Origin of the sequence: Microbacterium sp. I2, from assembly GCF_051364985.1 — a bacterium.
GTDB lineage: Bacteria > Actinomycetota > Actinomycetes > Actinomycetales > Microbacteriaceae > Microbacterium.
Window position 1 is genome coordinate 1 of the sequence record NZ_JBLWIH010000023.1, and the last position, 21,190, is coordinate 21,190.

General features: G+C 68.9%; 20 protein-coding genes and 1 pseudogene. 17 read left to right on the forward strand and 4 right to left on the reverse strand.

The window, feature by feature from the left end:
- Positions 1 to 268 (reverse strand): annotated as a pseudogene (locus ACLKM7_RS16920) (methylenetetrahydrofolate reductase); the annotation flags it as partial.
- A gap of 283 nt (positions 269 to 551) precedes the next feature.
- Between ACLKM7_RS16920 and ACLKM7_RS16925 the strand changes: the two are divergent.
- From ACLKM7_RS16925 to ACLKM7_RS16965, 9 genes are all read left to right on the forward strand, one after another.
- Positions 552 to 1,535 carry an ABC transporter permease gene (locus ACLKM7_RS16925; protein WP_436448430.1) on the forward strand — a complete coding sequence of 328 codons (984 nt, stop codon included), beginning with the start codon at positions 552 to 554 and terminating at the stop codon, positions 1,533 to 1,535.
- Positions 1,532 to 2,491, forward strand: coding sequence for an ABC transporter permease (locus ACLKM7_RS16930; protein ID WP_436448432.1), 960 nt, complete (start codon positions 1,532 to 1,534; stop codon positions 2,489 to 2,491). The genes ACLKM7_RS16925 and ACLKM7_RS16930 overlap by 4 nt, the downstream gene beginning before the upstream one ends.
- Entirely contained in the window at positions 2,488 to 3,384 is an 897-nt protein-coding gene (locus ACLKM7_RS16935) for an ABC transporter ATP-binding protein (RefSeq protein WP_436448434.1), read from the forward strand. Before ACLKM7_RS16930 ends, ACLKM7_RS16935 begins: the two co-directional genes overlap by 4 nt.
- Entirely contained in the window at positions 3,374 to 4,150 is a 777-nt protein-coding gene (locus tag ACLKM7_RS16940; RefSeq protein ID WP_436448436.1) for an ABC transporter ATP-binding protein, read from the forward strand. The genes ACLKM7_RS16935 and ACLKM7_RS16940 overlap by 11 nt, the downstream gene beginning before the upstream one ends.
- 57 nt (positions 4,151 to 4,207) lie before the next feature.
- Complete coding sequence (locus ACLKM7_RS16945) at positions 4,208 to 5,797, forward strand: ABC transporter substrate-binding protein (RefSeq protein ID WP_436448438.1); 1,590 nt, start codon at positions 4,208 to 4,210, stop codon at positions 5,795 to 5,797.
- Between the two features lie 174 nt (positions 5,798 to 5,971).
- Positions 5,972 to 6,793 (forward strand): IclR family transcriptional regulator, encoded by an 822-nt coding sequence (locus ACLKM7_RS16950; protein ID WP_436448440.1) that lies wholly within the window; start codon positions 5,972 to 5,974, stop codon positions 6,791 to 6,793.
- 89 nt (positions 6,794 to 6,882) lie between these two features.
- Entirely contained in the window at positions 6,883 to 7,437 is a 555-nt protein-coding gene (locus ACLKM7_RS16955) for a UGSC family (seleno)protein (protein ID WP_436448442.1), read from the forward strand.
- A complete protein-coding gene (locus tag ACLKM7_RS16960) occupies positions 7,434 to 8,471 on the forward strand; it encodes a hypothetical protein (protein ID WP_436448444.1) in 1,038 nt (345 codons plus the stop codon). The genes ACLKM7_RS16955 and ACLKM7_RS16960 overlap by 4 nt, the downstream gene beginning before the upstream one ends.
- 87 nt (positions 8,472 to 8,558) lie before the next feature.
- Positions 8,559 to 9,401: an SDR family NAD(P)-dependent oxidoreductase gene (locus ACLKM7_RS16965; protein WP_436448446.1), complete on the forward strand. Its 843-nt coding sequence runs from the start codon at positions 8,559 to 8,561 to the stop codon at positions 9,399 to 9,401.
- Positions 9,402 to 9,421: 20 nt separating this feature from the next.
- Here ACLKM7_RS16965 and ACLKM7_RS16970 read toward each other — a convergent pair whose 3' ends face one another.
- Together ACLKM7_RS16970 and ACLKM7_RS16975 are read right to left on the reverse strand one after the other, a co-directional pair.
- On the reverse strand, positions 9,422 to 9,967 hold the full coding sequence (locus tag ACLKM7_RS16970) for a MarR family winged helix-turn-helix transcriptional regulator (RefSeq protein WP_436448448.1): 546 nt from the start codon (positions 9,965 to 9,967) through the stop codon (positions 9,422 to 9,424).
- A gap of 90 nt (positions 9,968 to 10,057) precedes the next feature.
- Entirely contained in the window at positions 10,058 to 11,548 is a 1,491-nt protein-coding gene (locus ACLKM7_RS16975) for an aldehyde dehydrogenase family protein (RefSeq protein WP_436448450.1), read from the reverse strand.
- Between the two features lie 207 nt (positions 11,549 to 11,755).
- Here ACLKM7_RS16975 and ACLKM7_RS16980 point away from each other — a divergent pair, with 207 nt between their 5' ends.
- From ACLKM7_RS16980 to ACLKM7_RS17015, 8 genes are all read left to right on the forward strand, one after another.
- Positions 11,756 to 12,631, forward strand: a complete 876-nt coding sequence (locus ACLKM7_RS16980; RefSeq protein WP_436448452.1) for a transketolase — start codon at positions 11,756 to 11,758, stop codon at positions 12,629 to 12,631.
- Positions 12,631 to 13,596 carry a transketolase family protein gene (locus ACLKM7_RS16985; protein ID WP_436448454.1) on the forward strand — a complete coding sequence of 322 codons (966 nt, stop codon included), beginning with the start codon at positions 12,631 to 12,633 and terminating at the stop codon, positions 13,594 to 13,596. The genes ACLKM7_RS16980 and ACLKM7_RS16985 overlap by 1 nt, the downstream gene beginning before the upstream one ends.
- 25 nt (positions 13,597 to 13,621) lie before the next feature.
- On the forward strand, positions 13,622 to 14,692 hold the full coding sequence (locus ACLKM7_RS16990; RefSeq protein ID WP_436448456.1) for a zinc-dependent alcohol dehydrogenase: 1,071 nt from the start codon (positions 13,622 to 13,624) through the stop codon (positions 14,690 to 14,692).
- Positions 14,689 to 16,245: a sugar ABC transporter ATP-binding protein gene (locus ACLKM7_RS16995; RefSeq protein WP_436448458.1), complete on the forward strand. Its 1,557-nt coding sequence runs from the start codon at positions 14,689 to 14,691 to the stop codon at positions 16,243 to 16,245. The genes ACLKM7_RS16990 and ACLKM7_RS16995 overlap by 4 nt, the downstream gene beginning before the upstream one ends.
- A gap of 1 nt (position 16,246) precedes the next feature.
- Positions 16,247 to 17,239 carry an ABC transporter permease gene (locus ACLKM7_RS17000; protein ID WP_168911952.1) on the forward strand — a complete coding sequence of 331 codons (993 nt, stop codon included), beginning with the start codon at positions 16,247 to 16,249 and terminating at the stop codon, positions 17,237 to 17,239.
- 94 nt (positions 17,240 to 17,333) lie between these two features.
- Positions 17,334 to 18,323 (forward strand): sugar ABC transporter substrate-binding protein, encoded by a 990-nt coding sequence (locus ACLKM7_RS17005; RefSeq protein WP_436448461.1) that lies wholly within the window; start codon positions 17,334 to 17,336, stop codon positions 18,321 to 18,323.
- 88 nt (positions 18,324 to 18,411) lie between these two features.
- On the forward strand, positions 18,412 to 19,194 hold the full coding sequence (locus ACLKM7_RS17010; protein WP_436448463.1) for an SDR family NAD(P)-dependent oxidoreductase: 783 nt from the start codon (positions 18,412 to 18,414) through the stop codon (positions 19,192 to 19,194).
- 17 nt (positions 19,195 to 19,211) lie between these two features.
- Entirely contained in the window at positions 19,212 to 20,132 is a 921-nt protein-coding gene (locus ACLKM7_RS17015) for a sugar phosphate isomerase/epimerase family protein (protein WP_436448465.1), read from the forward strand.
- Positions 20,133 to 20,144: 12 nt separating this feature from the next.
- On the opposite strand, the gene ACLKM7_RS17020 is transcribed toward ACLKM7_RS17015, so the two are convergent.
- Positions 20,145 to 21,071, reverse strand: coding sequence for a LysR family transcriptional regulator (locus ACLKM7_RS17020; RefSeq protein ID WP_436448467.1), 927 nt, complete (start codon positions 21,069 to 21,071; stop codon positions 20,145 to 20,147).
- Positions 21,072 to 21,190 lie beyond the last annotated feature (119 nt).

Here is a 21,190-nt window from a genome sequence, read left to right on the forward strand (position 1 = left end):
CCTCCTGCAGGCGGCCGAGGAACTCCTCCAGCTGGTCCTGCGACGCCAGCCGGCGCGCCGAGATGTGCGGCACCGGGATGAACCCGAGATCCTTCACGGCTTTGGACGCCGTGACCCGCATCTCGAGGTCCTCGTTGCCCAGGAACGTCACATTGATCTTCGTCCCCTGCGGGATGACGGATGCCGCTTCGTGCAGACCCGGGACATCCTTCCCCGTCATCTCCAACGAGAAGCCCTCGACCAAATCGACGGCTGCGGCCTTGTTCATTGCGGGTGCGATGTGCGCCACGTGCGGATCCTTCCGGCTGACAGGGGAGTGCGGCTCTGCGCTTCCAACAGGCACATTACCTATGGCCATAGGTAATGACAAGAGGGAATTCCGATCAAAAGAACCGGCGGATCGCCGGGCTTCCACAGCATGGAAGCGCGGGTTGAGCGGTGCGTCCCGGGTGGGGATGGTTGCTCGACGCGGGCCGGGATCCCACCGGAACGCGGCGGTGACGTCGCAGCAGAGGTCACCGTGACGACGATGTCGAGAGCGGAGAACGCCTGTGAAGTCCTACCTCCTTCACCTCGGCCGGCTACTGCTGTCGTCGGTCATCCTCTTCCTCGTCGTGATCACCGTGCTGTTCTTCCTGCTCGAGCTCGCGCCCGGCGACCCGGTGCAGTCGCTCGTGGGAGATGTGCCGATCTCGCCCGAGTTCCGCGCGCAGATCACGGCGGCCTATGGACTCGATCTGCCCGCGTGGCAGCGCTACTTCGCGTACATCGCGAACGTGCTCACAGGCAACCTGGGGTACTCGTTCGGCACGAACAACGAACCCGTGCTGGACCTCATCCTGAGCCGGGCCGGCAACACGCTCGCGCTCGCGGTGCCGGCGTTCATCCTGTCCACCGTCGGTGGCATCATCCTGGGCTCGATCGCCGCCCGCACCCGCCGTCGCTGGCTCGACGCCGGCATCTCGGGCGTCGCGGTCGGGCTCTTCTCGGTGCCGAGCTTCTGGTTCGGGATGCTCCTCATCATGGTCTTCTCGCTGACCCTGGGATGGTTCCCGACTCAGGGCAAGGCGCCGTACGGAGAATCGGGCATCGCGCTGCCGTACCTGGTGCTGCCGGTGATCACGATGGCCACGAGCGAGCTCGCCTACAAGACGCGCATCATGCGCTCGTCGATGATCGAGTCGCTCGGACAGGACTTCATCGACACCGCGCGCTCGAAGGGGCTCAATCCGCGGCGAGTGCTGTGGGGACACGCGCTGCCCAACGCGCTGCTGCCGATGGTCACCGTCGCGGGCTACAGCCTCGGCTTCATCTTCGCCGGCTCGACGCTGGTCGAGAGCGTCTTCGGCTGGCCGGGCATGGGGCTGCTGTTCGTCGACGCCATCAACTCGCAGAACAACATGGTCGTGCTGGGTGTGGCGATCGTGCTGACCGTGACCATCATCATCGTCAACTTCCTCACCGACATCGTGTACGGACTCGTCGATCCGCGTCTGCGAGCGAGGTTCACCCGGAAGGCAGGAGCGCCCGCATGACGACGCAGAACAGCATCGACCGCGACAGCATCGGCAGCGCTCCCGTCGACAGCGTCGAACTGCCCGACCTCGAGGCGCGCATCGACATCCCGGCCACCGAGCCCGTCGCCATCGCGGGCCGGCGCAGCCAGGCGTCGCCGTGGCGGGTCTTCTTCCGCAAGCCGTCGACGCTCTTCTTCGGCCCGCTGCTCGTGGTCATCGCACTCGTGTCGTTCGTCGGGCCGTTCTTCGTGGGCGACCCGGTCTCGACGGCGCACCCCGTGCTCGCGCCGCCGAGCCTGGAGTATCCGCTGGGCACGGATCAGCTGGGCCGCGACTACCTCGCCCGTGTCGTCTACGGCGGCCAGGTATCCCTGCTGGTGGGCTTCAGCGTCGCCTTCCTCTGCATGACGTTCGGGCTGCTGGTCGGCGGGCTCGCGGGTTACTACGGCGGCGCCATCGACACCGGCCTGGTCAAGATCGCCGAGTTCTTCCAGGTGCTGCCGGGGCTGGTGCTCGCGCTGGTGGCGGCCGCGCTGCTGGGCTCGAACATGCTCATCATCGTGTCGATCCTGGCCATCACGATGTGGCCGGGTGTCGGACGCATCGTGCGCGCCGAGGCGATGCGCATCTCGCAGCTCGGCTACGTCGAGTCGGCCAAGGCCGCCGGATTCAGCGGCGCGCGGATCATCTGGTCGGATGTCATCCCCAACGCGATGCCGCCCGTGCTGGTGGCGACGAGCATGACGGTCGGTCGCGCGATCCTCATCGAGTCGGGCCTGGCGTATCTCGGCATCGGCGATACCAACCGCCCGAGCTGGGGCGCGCTGCTGAACTCCGCGCAGTCCTACATGCAATCGGCCTGGTGGCTGGCGGTGTTCCCCGGTGCCCTCATCTTCTTGACCGTGCTGGCAGTCAACATGCTCGGCGACGGCATGAACGATTCCTTCAACCCGACGGCGGGGAGAGTCAAATGACCGCGACGGTTCCCACGCCCGAGCCCAACGCGCTGCTCGAGGTGACCGGGCTCCACGTTCGGCTGCCGACGGGACCGCGCAGCGAGGTCGAGGCCGTGACCCGCGTGGACCTCGTCGTCCGCGACGGCGAGCGAGTCGGGATCGTGGGCGAGTCCGGCTCGGGCAAGTCGGTGACCGGGCGTGCGATCGCGGGCCTGCTGCCCACATCACCCCGTGTGAAGGTGAGCGGCTCGATCCGCGTGCGCGGCAGCGAGATGGTCGGGGCTCCCCGCAGCGCATGGGACGAGGTGCGCCGGCGCACCGTGGGCATGGTGTTCCAGGACCCGCTCACGTTCCTCAACCCGACGATGAAGATCGGCCGGCAGGTCGCCGAGGCCGTGCGGGTTCGCGACGACGACGAACGGGCCGATATCGCGGGCGACGTGCACGGGCTCCTCGCCGCGGCCGGACTGGACCGCGTCGAGGACGTCGCCGCCCGGTTCCCGCACGAGCTCAGCGGCGGCATGCGCCAGCGCGTGCTCATCGCGATCGCACTGGCCAAGCGCCCCGACCTGATCATCGCCGATGAGCCCACCACTGCCCTGGACGCCACGGTGCAGAAGCGCGTGCTCGACACGCTCGATCAGGCTGTGTCAGGAGCCGGTGCGTCACTCGTGCTCATCTCGCACGATCTCGCCGTGGTGGCCGGCATGACCGACCGCATCTACGTGATGTACGACGGCTGCGTCGTCGAGGACGGCCCCACGTCCGAGGTGCTGCACGAGCCCCGGCATCCGTACACCCAAGCTCTGCTGCGGAGCGTCCGGAGTCTGACCGACGACGGCGTCGAGCTGTACTCCATCCCACCCGCGCTGCGGCGCGAGCTCACCGCGGAGGTGGCCCATGCTTCTTGAGGCCAAGAACGTCTCGAAGGTCTTCCGGGCCCGCCGAGGGGGCGGCGAGACGGTGGCGGTGAAGGATGCCACGCTCCGCGCCGAACCCGGACGGTTCATCGCGATCGTGGGTGAGAGCGGCAGCGGCAAGAGCACCCTGGGCCGGCTGCTGCTCAACCTGCTCGCGCCGACCAGCGGAACCGTCGAGCTCGACGGCGCGGCCGTCGCCGGCATGGATCGCCGCGAGGCGTTCGCCTATCGGCGGCAGGTGCAGGCAGTGCTGCAGGATCCGGCCGGCTCGCTCAATCCGCGCAAGCGGGTCGACGAGACCGTGGGTGAAGTCATCCGTCTGCACGGCATGGCGCGGGGACGCGCGGCGGTCCGCGACCGGGTCGCCGAGGTGCTCGAGCAGGTCGGCATGACACCCCCGGGGCGCTTCCTCGACCGCTACCCGCACGAGCTCTCGGGCGGTCAGCGCCAGCGGGTGCTCATCGCCCGCGCGATCGCGCTCAACCCCCGCATCATCGTCGCCGACGAGGCGGTGTCGGCCTTGGACGCTTCGGTGAAGGCCGGCGTGCTCAAGGTCATGCGCGACCTGCAGGACCGGCTCGGCGTCGGCTACGTCTTCATCACCCACGACCTCCCCGTCGTGCGCAAGGTCGCCGACGAGGTCTACGTCATGAAGGACGGCGAGATCGTCGAGCACAACACCAAAGCGGCGATCTTCGCCGCGCCGCAGCATCCGTACACCCGTGAGCTGCTCGCCGCCGCGCCGGTTCTCACCTGAACCCGGTCGCGCGGCATCCCACCCGAACAAACGACAGACGCAGAGAGGCGGACGACCGTGAAGAACAGGTACGCAAGGAGGACGATCGGGATCGTCGGGGCGCTCGCCGCGGCGGCACTGGTCATGTCGGGATGCACCGGCGGCAACGCCGACGCCGCCGGCGAGGAGAAGGTCTACGTGCAGGCGATCGGCGACGATCCGATGGGCCTCAACGCCCAGTTGGTCAGCGGCGCGGCCGCGTCGATGTTCAGCGCGCAGATCTTCGACACGCTCATCCGCATCGACGACGCCGGTGAACTGAGCCCCGGCCTCGCGGAGGAGTGGGAGCTCTCGGAGGACGGCCTCGAACTGACGCTGCATCTGCGTGACGGGGTGACGTGGCATGACGGCGAGCCGTTCACCGCCGAGGACGTCAAGTTCAACCTCGAAGAGATCGTAGAGCTGCAGACGTTCGGCGCCGCGCTGGCCGCACGCATCGCGGGCGTCGAGGTCGTCGACGAGACCACCGCCGTGGTGCGCTTCACGGAGGTGTTCGGGCCGGTGCTCGAGACGCTGGCGCAGCAGTTCATGATCCCGAAGCACATCTACGAGGGCACCGACTACGTCACCAACGAGGCCAACATGGAGCCGATCGGCACCGGCCCCATGGTGTTCGACTCGTACGAGTCGGGTCAGCAGGTGGTGCTGGTCAAGAACCCGGACTACTGGGAGGGCGAGGTGCAGGTCGACCGAGCCGTGTACCCGGTGATGACCGACCCGAACAGCCGGGCGTCGGCGCTCTTCGCCGGCGAGGTCGACCGCGCCGAGCTCGACCCGTCGCAGCAGAAGCGCGTGGAGCAGGATCCCGACCTCGAGCTGATGACCGAGGGCTTCTTCGCGCAGGCGATCACTGTCATGATGAACGGGCTCAGCCCCGAGCTGACCGACCCGACGGTGCGGGCCGCGGTGTTCGCGGCACTCGATCGCGAGGCCATCACCGACGTGGCGCTCTCGGGACTCGGCGAACCCACGACGGGCTTCTTCCCGCCGTCGCTGGAGTGGGCGCTCAACACCGACGTCGACTTCGAGCGGGACTTCCCGCGTGACATCGACGCGATCAACGAGGCCCTCGACGAAGCCGGGTTCCCACGAGGCGGCGACGGGCTGCGGTTCACGCTCGACGTGCGCTACATCTCGGAGCTGTCGGAGGTCGCGGCGACCGCCGAGATGGCGAAGTCGCAGCTCGAGGAGGTGGGCATCGGCCTGAACCTCGTCGGCACGTCGGCGAGCGTCTTCACCGAGAAGGTGTACACCACCAGCGAGTTCGATCTGTCGTTCCTGCGCTCGACGGTCGGCGCAGACCCCAGCACGGGCATCGTGCGCTGGTACGCCTGCAACCCGAACCGGGCCGCGGCATCCAACCCGTCGCAGATCTGCGACGAGCAGATCCAGGCGGCCGCCGACGGCGCACTGGGCACGACCGACCGCGCGCAGCGCGGTGAGCACCTGAAGGACCTGCAGCAGCGGGCGGGCGAGCTGATGTTCTACGCGCCCCTCAGCTGGTACTACGGGTCGTTCCCCACCGTGAGCAGCAAGCGCTGGGAGGGGCAGCTCGACGCCGTGTCCACCACCAACACGGTGCCCTGGACCACGATGACCCTCAAGTAGGGAGGCGAATCCGGATGCCGGCCGTGCGGTGCCTTCGTGCACCGTGCGGCCGGCATCCGTCCTTCCGGTCAGCGAAAGACTCGTGGATCCGGCCCGGCGCGCCGTTCTAACCTCGGGGCACGGTGATGCGGGGCTGCGCACCGCGGACCCGTGCGAGCGGCGGGAGGAGTCGGGATGTCGATGCAGACGGTGGACGGCGAGCACAAGCTGACCGCGGCGGGCCGGGTGCTGGCACTGCTCGGAGCCTTCGCGAAGGGCGACGGACGGCTCACGCTGTCAGAGATCAGCCGGCAGGCGGGGCTCTCGTTGTCGACGACCCACCGCCTGGTGCACGAAGTGCTCGCGTGGGAGGGGCTCGAGGTCGACGAGCGGGGAAGGTACCGCCTCGGGCCCAAGATCCTCGAGCTCGCCTCGTCTTCGACCGAGGGACTGCGACTGCGTGAGAAGACGCTGCCGTTCCTCACCGACCTGCATCGCCGCACCAACATGACGGTCCACCTCGCGGTGCGCGACGGCAGCGAGCTGATCTACCTCGAGGCGCTGCGGCCGCACGCCAACTACACCGGAGAGAACCGCATCGGCGGACGGCTGCCGATGCACGTCGGCGGCACGGGACTGACACTCCTCGCCTTCGCGCCCGACGACGTCGTCGACGAGTACCTCAGCCGGCCGCTGTGCCGCTACACGCCGCAGACGATCGTCGAGCCCGAGCGCCTGCGCGCCGTGCTCGACGACATCCGCCGGCAGCGGTACGCCATCACGCGCGGCCTGCTCACGACCCGCGCGGGATCCGTGGCCGCGCCGGTCTTCGGCCCCGACGGCGAGGTGTGTGCGGCGGTCGGGCTCGTGTGCCTGCTCGGACGGCACCAGCCCGAGGACTACGCCGGACTGGTGCGCGGCGCCGCCGCGCGGGCGTCGCACGCCCTGCTCGACCGCCCGGCCCCGCTCTCGCCCGGCGCGCAGGAGTTCCACCGGCGCCACGTCGCGCAGGCCTGAACCGTCTTCCGTCGCGCGGAAGCAGGGGGCGACCGCGGGCGGGAAGACGTCGCAGAGTGGTGAGCCACCACAAGACGCAGGAGGTCGCGATGACCATGACCATCATCGATCCCACCATCAGCAGCGCGCCGAGCCGTCGCGCCGGTCGTGCGCATCGCGCGCCCCGCCCGTCGGGTCTGGACGGGCTGCGTGTCGGGCTGCTCGAGAACACCAAGCGCAACGCCGCCGTCATCCTCGACGCGCTCGGCCGGGGCCTGGTCGAGCAGCACGGTGCCGCCTCGCTGGTGCGCCGCACGAAGAAGCAGTTCGCCCTGCCGCTGTCGGACGAGCTCCTCGACGACCTGCGCGCCAACTGCGACGTCGTCGTGATCGGAGTGGGGGACTGCGGGTCCTGCAGCGCGGCGGCCGTGGCCGACGGGATCGCGCTCGAGGCCGCCGGCGTGCCGACCGCGGTCATCTGCACCGACGCGTTCGAGGCGACGTCCCGCGCGATGGCCGACATCAAGGGCGACCCGGACTACCCCTTCGTGCTCACCGCGCACCCGGTCGCCAACCTCTCGCGACCCGAGATCGATGTTCGCGCCGGGGAACTCCTGGACGCGGCGGTGCAGCGCGTCACGCTGCGGCGCGAGGCCGTCGCGTGACCGCAGCGGCGCAGGAGCTCCTCGACCCCCAGGTCGCCGAGGCCGTCGCCGAGTACCTCTACGGCCGCGACTGGTCGGACGGGCTGCCGATCCTGCCCGCCACTCAAGTATCCATCGACCGCTTCCTCGCGCAGACGGACCGCGACCCGGACGAGGTCGTCGCACGGCACGCCGGGCTCGATCGCGCGGCGACCGTGCGCGACGTCGCCGTGCACGCCGTCATGGCCGGATGCCTGCCCGAGCACCTGCCCGTGGTTCTCGCGGCATGGGATGCCCTCTCGGCCGACCGCGCGGCGCGGGGCGGCGGCTGGCAGAGCACGAGCGGACCGGCGCCGCTGGTCGTGGTCAATGGGCCTGTCCGGTCCGACCTCGGCTTCAATGCGACCGCCGGCGTGCTCGGCCCGGGCTTCCGTGCCAACGCCACGATCCCGCGCGCGATCGGACTGACGGTGCGCAACGGATTCGGCATCCGTCCCCACGGGTTCGAACAGGCGACGCAGGGTCTTCCCGGCCGGTGGACGATGGGCATCGCCGAAGACGAGGAGAACAGCCCGTGGGAGCCGTTCTCGGTCGACGGCGGCCTCACGGCAGGCGAGAGCGCCGTGAGCGTGATGCTCGTGCGCACGTGCGAGTTCGTCGACAACCGGCACTTCACCGATCCGGTCGAAGTGCTGCGCGACTTCGCCGACACGATTCAGCGCTCGGGGTCGTGGATCTTCCGGCATTCCTCGGTCGGAATCGTGATGAATCCGGATCATGCCCGCATCTTCGCCGAGGCGGGGATGTCGAAGCGGGATGTGCGCGACTGGCTCGTGGCGAACTGCGGCAAGACCGAGCGCGAGCTCGCCGCGGTGGGCAAGGGCCTCAGCCGCCTGCCCGAAGGGCCTTTCGAGCCGGACCATTTCCATCCTGTGTTCGCGGACTCGCGGCCGGTCAACCTGCCGATCATCGTCGCGGGATCCCCGAACGCCGCGATGTCGATGGTGTTCCGCGTGTTCGGCGAGTGGTCCGGCCGCGCCTTCACGCCGCGCTGAACCGCCGCCTTCCGCGGGGCGAAATCGGCAGGACGGATGCCTCATCCCGTCGGCCAGAGTGGACCCGAGCACGAAGGAGTCCATTCGATGAGCACTGACCCGACCATGTGGGAGTTCCCCGTCACCGACGCGCTGGCGACCGCTGGACCGCCCTGGCTGACCGGCAAGGTCGCGGTCGTGGCCGGAGGCGGACTGAGCGGGCCCGAGGGCGGCGTGGGGTTCGCGATGGCGTGGCTGTACCACCGCAACGGGGCCGCGGTCGCGGTGCTCGATCGCGATGAGGCCGCCGCGCAGCGCACGGTCGACGGCATCCGCGAGGCCGGCGGAGAGGCCGAGGTCTTCGTGGTGAACATGATCGACGACGACGATGTCGCCCGCACGGTCGCGGCGGTGATCGAGCGCTTCGGGCGCATCGACGTGGTCGCCGACTCCATCGGGGGTGGCGGTGTCGAGGGCATCTTCGAGACGTCGGTCGACGCGTGGGATCTCGCAATGGAGGTCAACCTGAAGTCGGCGTGGTACCTGCTGCGTCACGCGCAGAAGCACATGACCTCGGGCGGCGCGGCGGTGCTGATCTCGTCCGGTGCGGCCGAGGGCCGCGGGCCGGGCCTGCCCTACAGCATCGCCAAGACCGCGCTCGAGAAGCTGACCACCGGCGCCGCCACGACCCTCGCGCCTCGCGGCATCCGCGTCAATTGCGTGCGCGTCGGCATGATCTGGGGCGCTTTCGCGGCCAAGGGCATGACACAGGAGCAGCGCGAGATCCGACGGCAGAACGTCGCCATGGGTGTCGAGGGAAACAACTGGGACATCGCGTCCGCCGCCCTCTTCCTCTCGACCGATCAGGCGCGCTGGGTGTCGGGCCAGATCCTCTCGGTCGACGGCGGCGGCATGGCGATGCGCAACTTCGGCCAGGCCGGCGCGAAGTAGCCCACCTTCTCGCGGGGTTGTCAGCGGGCGGGTTCGGCGACCGACTCCGCAGCCGCATCCTCGTCCGAGTCCTGTGCCACGCGTATGCGGTCGATCATCCGGCGAAGGAGCGCGTTCAGTTCAGCGATCTGCTCGGGTGTCAGCTCGTCGAGGATGATGTCCTGACCGCTCATCGAGATCGGCAGCATCGCGTCATGCATGCGCGCGCCGGCACTCGTGAGGAACATCGGACGTGAGCCGCGAGGACCGTCGACGAGCGTGATGAGGGCCCGCGCCGTGAGGGTGTAGACGCTCTTCGAGACCACGGCCTTGTTCACCCCGATGAACTCCGAGACCTCGGTGGCCGAAGCCCCCGGCCGGATCGCGAGTGCCGAGATCACCCGCCAGTCGTTCGTGCCGAGGCGGAACTGCCGTCGCAGTTCGTGGGATTCCCGCCAGACCAGGGCATTCGACAGAAGCGCGAGCAGCCGGGGTGTGAAGTTCTCGGGGTCGATGGTGTCTCCGAGCGGTTCCGTGACGAGGTCATCGTCGGCCCGGGCCGCAACCGGGGTGTCATCGGTGGCCATGGCGTCTCCTTCGTGTGACGAGTGTCTCAGACACGGCAGGATCCGGCCGAGAGCCTCGGCCGGATCCTGCCTGCCTGCGTGCGAACGGGGTCAGTGCGCCATGGCGGCGAGCGCCTCGGGATCGATGGTCGCGATGGAACGGGTGTCCTGGAACGCCCTGATGCCTTCGATGCCCTGCTCGCGCCCCATGCCGGACTGCTTCATGCCACCGAAAGGAGCCCGCAGGTCGCACCGCGTCGCCCCGTGGTCATTGACCCAGACGTAGCCGCACACCAGCTGCGAGCCGACGCGCTGTGCCGCGGCCGGCGACGCCGTCCACACCGAGCCGCCCAGCCCCGCCCAGGTGTCGTTGGCGGCGCTGACGGCTTCATCTTCGGTGTCGAACGGGAGGATCGGGATGACGGGGCCGAACTGCTCCTGCGTGACGACCCGCAACTGCGGGTCGGGGTCGATGACGATCGCCGGCCGAACGAAGTTCCCCTCCGCGAGCTCTCCGCCCGGGAGCTCGCCGAACTCGCGGACATCGGCTCCGGCATCCTTCGCCTCCTGGATGAGGTCCTGCACGAAGGCCTTCTGGACCGGCGAATGCAGTGGTCCCATCGTCGTGCCTTCATCGAGGCCGTAGCCGAGCACGGTCCGCTTCAGCCGGGCCGACAGCCCCGCGACCACGTCATCGACCCGGGAACGGTGCACGTACAGCCGCTTGGCGTTCATGCAGATCTGACCGGTCGTGTCGTAGACGGCGGCGAACAGCCGGTCCAGGTGAGCGTCGTCGAGGATCGCGTCCTCGAGGAGGACCGCGGCGTCGTTGCCTCCGAGCTCGAGAGTCACGCGGGTGAGCGTCTTCGACGCCATCTCCATCATCCGCTTGCCGCCGTTCACCGACCCGGTGAAGCACACCTTGGCCACATCGGGGTTCTGGATGAGGCCGGCCATGTGCTGATCTTCACCGGTGATGACGTTCAGCACGCCCGCAGGAAGCTTCTCGGCCACTCGCTGGGTGAGTCGGGCGGTGGCGAGCGGTGCCGAGGGCGGGGCCTTGACGATGACGGTGTTGCCCGCCAGAAGGGCGTGGGGGAGGGACGCCGCCAGGATCGCGATCGGCCAGTTGAACGGCACGATGATCGTGACGACCCCGAGGGATTGGTACGAGACCTCGGTCGACACCGGGATCGCGCCCGGCACCACCGGCAGGGTCTTGGAGTCGTCGACCTCGTCGGCGAGCATCAGGGCGAGGTTCCAGCGCAGTTCGAAGACGAGAGCGTCGACCCACGCCTCCATGCGCACCTTGCCGTTCTCCCGCGAGAGGATCGCGGCGTCCTCGTCCCGGTCGGCGGCGATCTCGGCGATGGCCTGGGCCATCTGCGCTGCGCGCTGTTGTGGTGCGAGCGCCGACCAGGCCGGATAGGCCGCCTTGGCTGCGGCGACCGCATCGGCGACGTCCTCCGCCGACGCGGCGGCGGCCTCTCCGACGATCACACCCTTCTTGCCCGGATCGGCGACGCGAAGCACGCCCGTCGTGAACCGCTCCTCCCCGCCGATGAACAAGCCCGTTCGCACTTCTGTCGCGATGTTCGACATCGTTCTGCACCTCTCTGTGAGCCGAGTCCGTGCGCGCAACCCGTGCGCATCACTTGTCAACAAGTTTACGTCCATTCCTGTTTACATGTAAAGCAGACCGTGCTACGTTCACTCGCAGCCTTCCGCTCCGGCGGAGGGGAACTGGTCGAATCCGACGCGCGGAAGCGTCGGATGAGGCATCCGTGTCATTCAATGAGGAGGCATGCGGTGAGTACGCAGACCCTGCACACCGGCGAGCGGCACAGCGTCGAGGAGCTGGAGGAACTCGCGTTCGAGTTGCGCGCGAAGCTCCTGCAGCTGTGCGGCACTTACGAGGGAGCGGTCCACATCGGCGGCGACCTGTCGGCAGCCGACATCTTCACGGCGCTGTTCGGCTACGGACTGCGCGTGGACCCCGACGACATCGCCAATCCTGAGCGCGATCGATTCGTCCTCAGCAAAGGGCACGCCGCGGTGTGCATGTACATCGCGATGGCCATCCGCGGGTTCTTCTCCTACGAAGGGATCGTCGAGACATACGGCCAGCTCGACAGCGCCTACGGCATGCACCCGTGCAAGGTGCAGCTGCCCGGCGTCGAGTGCTCGACCGGCTCGCTGGGCCACGGGCTGCCCCTCGCGGTCGGCATGGCGCTGAGCGCTCGCCACCGCGGCGACGACCACCGCGTCGTGTGCCTGCTCGGCGACGGTGAGACCGGGGAAGGCTCGGTCTGGGAGGCGGCGATGGCCGCCCGCAGCAACCGACTCGGCAACCTCGTCGCCTTCATCGACCGCAATCGGCAGCTGATGACGAGCTTCGCCGAGGAGCGGGTCGTCTTCGAGCCCTACCCCGACAAGTGGCGAGCATTCGGCTGGAACGTCGTCGAGATCGACGGCCACGACATGTCGCAGCTCGTCGCAGCGATCGATGCCCTCCCCGACACCGACAGCGACCGTCCCACCGTCGTCATCTGCGACACCGTCAAGGGCAAGGGCGTCGACTTCATGGAGCACAACCTCGCGTGGCATGCCGGTTCGCTGGGTGCCGCAGACCTCGAGCGCGCGATGGCGGCGCTCGAGGCATCCCGTCAGAAGGAGACCGTCTGATGCCCGTCACATTCACGTTCGGAGAGATGCTCTCGGCCCGATCCGTCATCGGCACGACGCTCGCCGAGCTCGGCGAGGAGCACGAGAACCTATGGGTGCTCACGCCCGACATCGGTGCGACGCTCGTCGAGTTCCGCGACCGGTTTCCCGATCGCTTCCTGGATGTCGGCCTCGCCGAACAGGTGTGCGTCGGCATCGCCGCGGGGCTCGCCTACGACGGGAACATCCCGGTGGTGTCGGGGATGCTGCCGTTCCTGAGCATGCGGGCGCTCGAGCAGGTGCGCACCGACGTCTGCTACCCGAACCTGCCGGTCAAGATCATCGGCACCCACGGCGGACTCGTCGGCAACGGCGGATCGACCCACTACGCGGTCGAGGACCTCGCCCTCATGTGCGCGCTCACCAACATGACGGTGACGTCGATCGGCGACCCGCTGATGGTGGGCGAGATCATCCGGCAGTCGATGACCATGCCGGGGCCGATCTACATCCGCCTGGCCGTGGGTAAGAAGGACAAGGTGCTCTATGAGCCCGGTGAGCACGATGTGCGCATCGGCAAGGGCATCGTCGCGCGCCCCGGTGAGGACGTGACCATCTTCACGCATGGCACGACGGTCGCCCAGGCGCTGGACGCGGCCGACGCCCTCGCTGAAGACGGGCGGGCGGTGCGGGTCGTCGACATGTTCACCCTCAAGCCGATCGACGAGGACCTCATCGTCCGCTGCGCCGAAGAGACCGACGGCCGGTTCGTGGTGCTCGAGGACCACCTCGCCTACGGCGGCCTGGCGACGCGTATCGCGGACGTCGTCGCCGACCGCGGCATCCGCCTCAAGGCCTTCGAACGGCTCGGCATCCCGCAGGTCTACGCCGGCTTCGGCGAGGACGAGCAGCTGCGAGACAAGCACGGCTACGGACTCGAAGCGACGATCGCGGCGGCTCGTCGCGCGATCGCCGCCACGGCGTGAGCCGCGGCCACGGTCAGGAGGAACGATGAGAACCGTCGCCGTCACCAGGATCGGCAGCCTGCGCGATCCGGACGAGACTACGCGCGGCCGGATCGGGGTCGTGGACTTCCCCGAGCAGCCGCTCGGCCCCGAGGACGTCCGCATCCGGGTCGCGTACTCCGCGATCTGCGGCTCGGACCCGCATCTGGCCGAGGGATTCTTCGGCACCGAGGTGCCCATCGGACTCGGCCACGAGCTGTCGGGGATCATCGAGGCGCTCGGAGAGCGCGCGACCCGCAACGGGCTGAAGGTCGGGGACCGGGTCGCAGGCAACTTCCTCCGCTTCTGCGGCACGTGCCGCCCGTGCCAGGCGGGCAAGCAGCAGTTCTGCGAGAACATCCAGGAGTACAACCGACCCGGCATGGCCGAGACGGTCACGTGGCACGAGTCGCAGGTCTACCGGCTGCCCGACGGCGTATCGCTGCCGCACGGCTGCCTGCTCGAGCCGACCTCTGTGGCGGTGCGCATCGCCGACAAGACGAACGTGCGCGTGGGCGACCGGGTCGCCATCTGCGGCGGCGGACCCATCGGCCAGCTCGCGCTGCAGGTGATGCGGATGCACGGAGCGACATCGCTCACGATGATCGAGCCGATCGAGGCCCGTCGCGAGATGGCCGCGCGCCACGGTGCCGAGCACGTCATCGACCCGGTCGCGGAAGACCAGCGCGCCCGGGCCGCCGAGATCACCGAGGGTGGTGGCTACGACGTCGTGATCGACGCGTCGGGCTCCACGCGTGCGGTCTCCGGCCTGCTCGACATCGCTGCCAAGGGAGCGACCGTCGTCTACGGAGCCATGTACCCGGAGCGTTTCGAACTGCCGCTGAACCTCTCGGACTACCTGTACCTCAAGGAGCTCACGCTCACCGGCGTCTTCGTGTCGCCGTACGCCTTCCCCCGCGCGCTGCAGATCCTGCCGCGCCTCGAGCTGGCCGAGCTGACCGCTGCCGTTTTCGACCTGGAAGACGCGGCCGCTGCCTTCGACGCGCACGTGAGCGGCCGGCATCCGAAGGTCCTCATCCGGTGCAACGACAGCGTGGACGAAGGGGTGGCGTCATGACGCTCGCCGAAGGGCGCCCGGAGGTGGCGGCATCCGTCTCCACCACGGCGCCGGCCCTCGAGGCGGTCGACATCGTCAAGAGCTTCGACGGCGTCCACGCGCTCAAGGGCGTGCGGCTCGCGGTCGCCCCGGGCGAGATCCACGCACTCCTCGGCGAGAACGGTGCCGGCAAATCGACGCTCATCAAGATCGTCACCGGCCTGTACGCGCCGGACTCGGGCGAGATCCGCCGTGAGGGCCACGCCGTCGGCTTCGCCAACGTGCGGGCGGCGCACCACGCCGGCATCGTGGCGCTGTACCAGGAGCTCTCGATCGTCCCGACGATCTCGGTCGCCGAGAACGTGCTGCTCGGCGAGCAGCTTCCGGGGCGCGCGGGGATCGTGGACGGCCGCGCGCTTCGCCGTCGCGCCAAGGAGCAGCTCGAACGGCTCAACCAGCGGATCTCGCTGCGCAAGCTCGCCGGCGACCTGTCGCCCGTACAGCAGACGATGGTCGCCGTGGCGCGTGCGCTGGCGACAGATGCCCGCGTGCTCATCCTCGACGAGCCGACCGCATCGCTCACCGACACCGAGATCCGCGAAGTGTTCGCCGTCCTGCGCTCGCTGCGGAACGAGGGAGTTGCGATCGTCTACGTGTCGCATCGCCTCGAGGAGGTCTTCGAGCTGTGCGACCGGCTCACGATCATGCGCAACGGCGAGACGATCGTGACGAAGGATGTCGCCGACACGACGATCGACGAGGTCATCTCGACGATGGTCGGCAGGTCGGCCGGATCGCTCTACCCCGAGCGGGGCACGGCGACCACCGACGTCGTGCTGACCGCCGAGCACCTCGAAGGCCGCCGCGTCAAAGACGTCTCGTTCACCGCGCACGCGGGCGAGGTGCTGGGCATCGGCGGACTCGCGGGCTCCGGTCGCAGCGAGCTGCTGCGCCTGCTCGCCGGAGCACAGCACTACCGCTCGGGCACCGTGACTATCGACGGTGCGCCGCTGCGTCGGCGCTCGCCGGTCGGGCGAGTGCTCGATGCCGGCGTCGCGCTCGTGCCCGAAGAGCGTCGCAGCCAGGGCGTGATGCTCGGGGCCTCGATCCAGGACAATGTCGCCCTCGCCAACATCGCCACGATCAGCCGTGCGGGCTGGGTCTCGGGCAGCCGGATCGCTGAGATCGCGAAGCGCGGCATGACCGATCTGCAGATCAAGGCCCGCAGTGCGAGGCAGCCGGTGGGGGAGCTGTCGGGCGGCAATCAGCAGAAGGTGGTCCTGGCGAAGATGCTCGCGCGACGGCCGAAGGTCCTGCTGATGGACGAGCCGACACGCGGCATCGACGTCGGGACCAAGGCGGAGATCTACCGCCTGATCCGTGAGCTCGCCGACAGCGGCACCGCCGTGATCGCCGTCAGTTCGGAGCTGCCGGAGCTCATCGGCATGAGCGATCGGATCCTCATCATGCACGAGGGCTCGATCGCCGGCGAGGTGCCGGCTGACGGCGCCGACGAAGAGCTCCTCCTCTCTTACGCGTATGGAAGGTCCCACGAACATGAGCAGGCAGAGTGACATGACCGTTGAGAAGGAATCGACGAGGACCGCTGCGGTCGTCGTCCAGCAGTCGTCGAGAACCGCCGGGCGGGTGCTGCTCAGCGGCGGCACCGTCGTCGCACTCATCCTGCTCGTGCTGTTCTTCTTCCTGATGCGGCCGGATTCGTTCCTGTCGTTCGTGAATGTGCGGAACATCCTGTACCAGGTCTCGATCCTCGCGATCATCGCCGGGGCGCAGACCATCGTCATGGTCGTGGGCGATTTCGACCTCTCGGTCGGGGCGACATCGAGCCTCGCCGGATCGGTCGCGGCCGCGCTCATGCTCGACGAGCACTCCGTGGGCGTCGCGATCCTCGCCGGTCTGGCCGTGGGGCTCGCCGTGGGACTGGTGAACGGCGTTCTGATCGCATACCTCAACCTGTCGGCATTCGTCGCGACGCTCGCCACGATGACCTCGGTGATCGGGTTGGCGTACCTGGTGACGGCGGGCACGACGCTGTTCGGGATGCCGCCCGAGTTCACGCAGCTCGGACAGGGGCGCCTGCTGACCATCCCGATGCCGGTGTACTTCGCGATCGCCATCTCGCTCGTCATCTGGGCCATGCTGCGCTTCACCACGGTCGGTCGTCGCTGGCACGCGATCGGCGGGAACGTCGAGGTCGCTCGGCTGTCGGGCGTGAACGTGCGCTTCGCGAGGTTGCTGGCGTTCACGCTCGCCGGCTTCGTGTCGGCGATCGGCGGCATCCTGCTCGCAGCGCGACTCGGCAGCGCCAGCGCCGAGCAGGGCGGCGACAACATGATGTTCTCGGTCGCCGCCGTCTTCCTCGGCATGACCGTCATCCGATCCGGAGCGGCCAACCTCGGCGGAACGATGATCGGCGTCGCGATCATCGGCGTCATGAGCAACGGGCTGAACATCCTCGGCGTCAACGCCTACGTGCAGCAGGTGGTGACCGGTCTCATCATCATCGCCGCCGTCACGCTGTCGTCCCTCAAGACGCGGGAGAGATAGCGGATCCCTCCCACGCCGACCATGCGGAGAGGCATCCGTACGGTCGCACACACCCAGTACCGCGATCACACAAACGACACAAAGGAGTAGTCACGTGCGTACCAGATTCAAGGTTGCGGCGGCCCTCGCCGCGGCGGCGGCAATCGCCCTGACCGGATGCTCGGGCGGGGACTCGGTCGGAGGGACCGGCGACGGCGACGAAGCACTCAAGGTCATCGCCTTCACCTCTGGCAACCAGACGCCGGTCGGTGCCTGGTGGGTCAAGGCGGTACAGGAGAAGGCCGACGAACTCGGCTGGGATCTGACGATGATCCAGGGTGACTTCGACTTCCAGAAGATGAACCCCGCGGTCGAGAGCGCGATCGGCCAGGGCGCGGACGTCATCCTCGACGGATACACAGACGTGTCTTCGATCGGCTCGATCGTCACGGCCGCTCAGGATGCCGGCATCCCGATCTTCTCGATCGATGCCGGCACGGAGCCGAGCGACGCGTTCGCCGTCAACATCACGACCGACCAGCAGCAGATCGTCGACCAGACGGTCGAGGCGCTCGACGAGTCGGTGGGCGGGCTGGACGGCAAGACGGTCATGGTCATCGGCCACGACCCGCACGCCGGCATCCGGATGCGGGCAGGGCTGGCCGTCGAGGCTCTCGAAGAGGCGGGCGCCACGGTCGTGGGCGGTGAACCGCAGCAGGTCACGAGCCCGGCGACGGGTCGCACCGAGGCGCTGAACTTCGTGTCGGACTATCTGTCAGCCAACCCCGATGGTCTCGACGCCGTGTGGGCCGGGTGGGACGACGCCGCGCTCGGCGCCGCGCAGGGCCTCGCCGAAGGGGGGTCGTCCGCGAAGGTGACGGGCGTCGACGCGTTGAGCGAGTCGATCGCCGCGATCGAGGCCGACGGCAACATGCTCGCCACGATCGAGCAGCCGTGGCCGAGCATCCTCGACCAGCTCGTGGAGCTGGTGCAGGCGTACGAGGCGGACGGGACGCTGCCGGACGAGAACTTCGTCGCCGTCGACGCGACACTCGTCACGAAAGACAACGCCGCCGAGATCACGCCGTCCGACAAGTTGGGCTGATCCGCGAGACGGCCTTCGTGGGAGAGGTGCTCCCACGAAGGCCGTCCCGACCAGCACCAGACACTCACCCACTACAAGGAGGAACACCATGCGTCTGCAAGGGAAAGTCGCGCTCATCACCGGCGGCGCGAGCGGAATCGGGCTCGCAACGGTACGCAAATTCGTCAGCGAAGGCGCGAAGGTGATGATCGCCGACATCAACCTCGAGCAGGCCGAGGCGGCGGCGGCCGAGATCGCCGGCGAGGGGCACGAGGGCTCCGTCGCCGCGGTGGGGGTGAACGTCTCGGAGTACCCGGAGGTCGAAGCGGCCGTCGCGCGCGCCGTCGAGGTGTTCGGCTCGCTCGACGTGATCTTCAACAACGCCGGCATCGCGGGGGGCAGGCCGCTGCTCGAGCACGACCCCGCGGTGGACTACGAGCCGATCATCCGCGTCGATCAGGACGGGGTGTACTACGGCATCCTCGCGGCCGGCCGGCAGTTCAAGCAGCAGGGAACCGGCGGCGTCATCATCAGCACGTCTTCGATCTACGGCGAGCAAGCCGCGGAGTTGTCGTTCACGTACAGCGCGGCCAAGGCCGCGGTGATCTCCTTCACCCGATCGGCGGCGTACGAGCTTGCCGAGTACGGCGTGCGCGCCGTCGCGATCACGCCGGGAAGAGTCGGTACGCCGATCATCAACCAGTTCAGCGAGGAGCTGAAGGCCACCTTCGCGGCCGAGCAGCTGCGCAACAAGCTCACGAGGCCCGAAGAGATCGCGGACGTCGTCGCGTTCCTCGCCTCCGATGAGGCGAACGCGATCAACGGCACGGTCGTGAGTGTCGACGACGGGTATTCGGTGTTCAAGCAGCGCCTGGATCTCCCGGTCTTCTGATGGCGGCGGATGAGCGCGTGAACCTCGATCTCGACCTGGACCTCGACGTGGCGTTCCACGTCAGCATCGCCCTGGCCGACGCGTCACCCGTCGCCCTCGCGCCGCTTCTGCACGAGCTGCGTGGGGCCGGCTATCGGCGCGCTGTGCTGCCGCCCATGAATCCGCAGGAGACGGATGCCGCCGGCCTGAGGCGCGTCTTCGACGAGGCGGACATCGTCCCCATCGCGATGACCGGTCAGCAGCCCGGCGCGGACGTCTCGTCAGAGGACTCCGCGGAGCGCCGGGCGGGAGCGGACGCTCTGCGCGCCGCGGTGGAGTTCGCCGCGGCGATCGGCGCCGACCAGCTCAACGGGGTGCCGTACGGGCTGTTCGGCCCACCGGGTGGGCCGACCCCCTTCGCCGCAGTGGAGCGCGCCGCGCGCGAGGTCGGCCTGGTCGCCGACGAGGCCGCCGCGCGAGGCATCACGATGACCTTCGAGGTGCTCAACCGATACGAGACGTCCGCTCTCAACACGGCGGCGCAGGCACTGGACTTCGTGGCTCTGAGCGGCTCGGATGATCTGCGCATCCACCTGGACACCTTCCACATGGCCGTCGAGGAGGCCGACATGTCGGCGGCGATCCGCGCCGCTCTGCCCAAGCTCGGATACCTCGAACTCGGCCAATCGGGCCGCGGATACCTCGGCTCGGGTGCGGTGGATATCCCGGCCGTGGTGCAGACCGCGATCGACGACGGCTACACGGGGCGCTGGGGGGTCGAAGCATTCTCCCGCGGGCTCGTGGGCGAGCCTGCGGCCGACATGCTCGCCATCTGGCGGGATCCGTTCGACGACGGTGTGGCTCTCGCGTCCGACGCGGTCCGCGTGATCAGGCGCGGCTGGGCCGAGAGCACCGCGGGTCGTCGCGCGCAGCGTCTGGCGCGCAGCGGCGCCGCCTGAGCGGGCCTGGAATCAGGGCGCGCTCGCGGCCGGCGGGGACCAGAACTGGCGCGGCGCCGACTTCACGGCCGCGACGACCGTCCGCTGGAACCAGCTCAGCGCCGGGCTCTCGTGACTGGTCGCCCGCGCGTAGAGACGCACCTCGATCGGCTCCAGCTCGACGGGGAGCCGGCGCGCGGCGAGAGGCCACGTCTGCACCCAGTTCTCGGCGAGGCTCGACGGGACGACTGCGACCCAGGGTCCGGCGTGCAGCAGGCCCGGGATGGTCGAGAAGTGGCCGACCACGAGGCTCGGGGAGTACCGCAGCCCGACGCGGTCGAGCGCGGTGCTGATGCCCGGCGCGGCGGAGTCGCCCGACGTCGCGAGATGCTGCGCATTCAGGAACGCCGCGCGCGGGACGCGTGTGTGGCGGGCGAGCGGATGCGAGTCCGACATGAGCAGCACATAGCGCTCGGATTTGAGGAGCTCGCCCACGAACTCGCCCGGCGGGGGCGTCGAGGCGATCGCGAGATCCACCTTGCCGCGAGAGAGCCATTCCGGCAGCGCCCGCACGTCCAGCGGCACCACTTCGAGCGTGATGCCCGGGCCGGTGCGGGCGAGCGCGTCGAGGATCGCGGGCAGGAAGCCGACCTCGCCCAGCTCGGAGAGGGCGAGCCGGAACCGATGCGTCGACGTACCGGGGTCGAACTCCGTGACTCCGGCGATCGCCGTCTCGATACGGGCGAGCGCAGCGTGGAGCTCCGGATAGAGGCTCTGAGCGGCCGGGGTGGCGCGCAGCACGCGGCCTTCGCGGCGGAACAGCGGGTCGCCGAGCTCGCGCCGCATCCGCGCCAGCGATTGACTCACCGCCGACTGCGTGACGAACAGCCGCTGCGCCGCTGCGGTCGCGGTCCCCGTCTCGTAGACGGCGACGAAGACTCTCAGCAGGTTGAGGTCCATGGGGAGGACACCGTTCGGTCTGACCAGTAGGCACTATAAGTGTCACTGATTGTAACTGTGACGAATGGTAAGCGCAGGTTCATCTCAACCTCGCAAGAATGGCACGAAGCCGGTCGGCG

Coding starts and splice junctions, on each gene's coding strand:
- ACLKM7_RS16930 (WP_436448432.1), top strand. CDS start 1,532: ATGACGACGCAGAACAGCATCGACCGCGACAGCATCGGCAGCGCTCCC.
- ACLKM7_RS16935 (WP_436448434.1), top strand. CDS start 2,488: ATGACCGCGACGGTTCCCACGCCCGAGCCCAACGCGCTGCTCGAGGTG.
- ACLKM7_RS16940 (WP_436448436.1), top strand. CDS start 3,374: ATGCTTCTTGAGGCCAAGAACGTCTCGAAGGTCTTCCGGGCCCGCCGA.
- ACLKM7_RS16950 (WP_436448440.1), top strand. CDS start 5,972: ATGTCGATGCAGACGGTGGACGGCGAGCACAAGCTGACCGCGGCGGGC.
- ACLKM7_RS16955 (WP_436448442.1), top strand. CDS start 6,883: ATGACCATGACCATCATCGATCCCACCATCAGCAGCGCGCCGAGCCGT.
- ACLKM7_RS16965 (WP_436448446.1), top strand. CDS start 8,559: ATGAGCACTGACCCGACCATGTGGGAGTTCCCCGTCACCGACGCGCTG.
- ACLKM7_RS16970 (WP_436448448.1), bottom strand. CDS start 9,967: ATGGCCACCGATGACACCCCGGTTGCGGCCCGGGCCGACGATGACCTC.
- ACLKM7_RS16975 (WP_436448450.1), bottom strand. CDS start 11,548: ATGTCGAACATCGCGACAGAAGTGCGAACGGGCTTGTTCATCGGCGGG.
- ACLKM7_RS16985 (WP_436448454.1), top strand. CDS start 12,631: ATGCCCGTCACATTCACGTTCGGAGAGATGCTCTCGGCCCGATCCGTC.
- ACLKM7_RS16990 (WP_436448456.1), top strand. CDS start 13,622: ATGAGAACCGTCGCCGTCACCAGGATCGGCAGCCTGCGCGATCCGGAC.
- ACLKM7_RS16995 (WP_436448458.1), top strand. CDS start 14,689: ATGACGCTCGCCGAAGGGCGCCCGGAGGTGGCGGCATCCGTCTCCACC.
- ACLKM7_RS17000 (WP_168911952.1), top strand. CDS start 16,247: ATGACCGTTGAGAAGGAATCGACGAGGACCGCTGCGGTCGTCGTCCAG.
- ACLKM7_RS17010 (WP_436448463.1), top strand. CDS start 18,412: ATGCGTCTGCAAGGGAAAGTCGCGCTCATCACCGGCGGCGCGAGCGGA.
- ACLKM7_RS17020 (WP_436448467.1), bottom strand. CDS start 21,071: ATGGACCTCAACCTGCTGAGAGTCTTCGTCGCCGTCTACGAGACGGGG.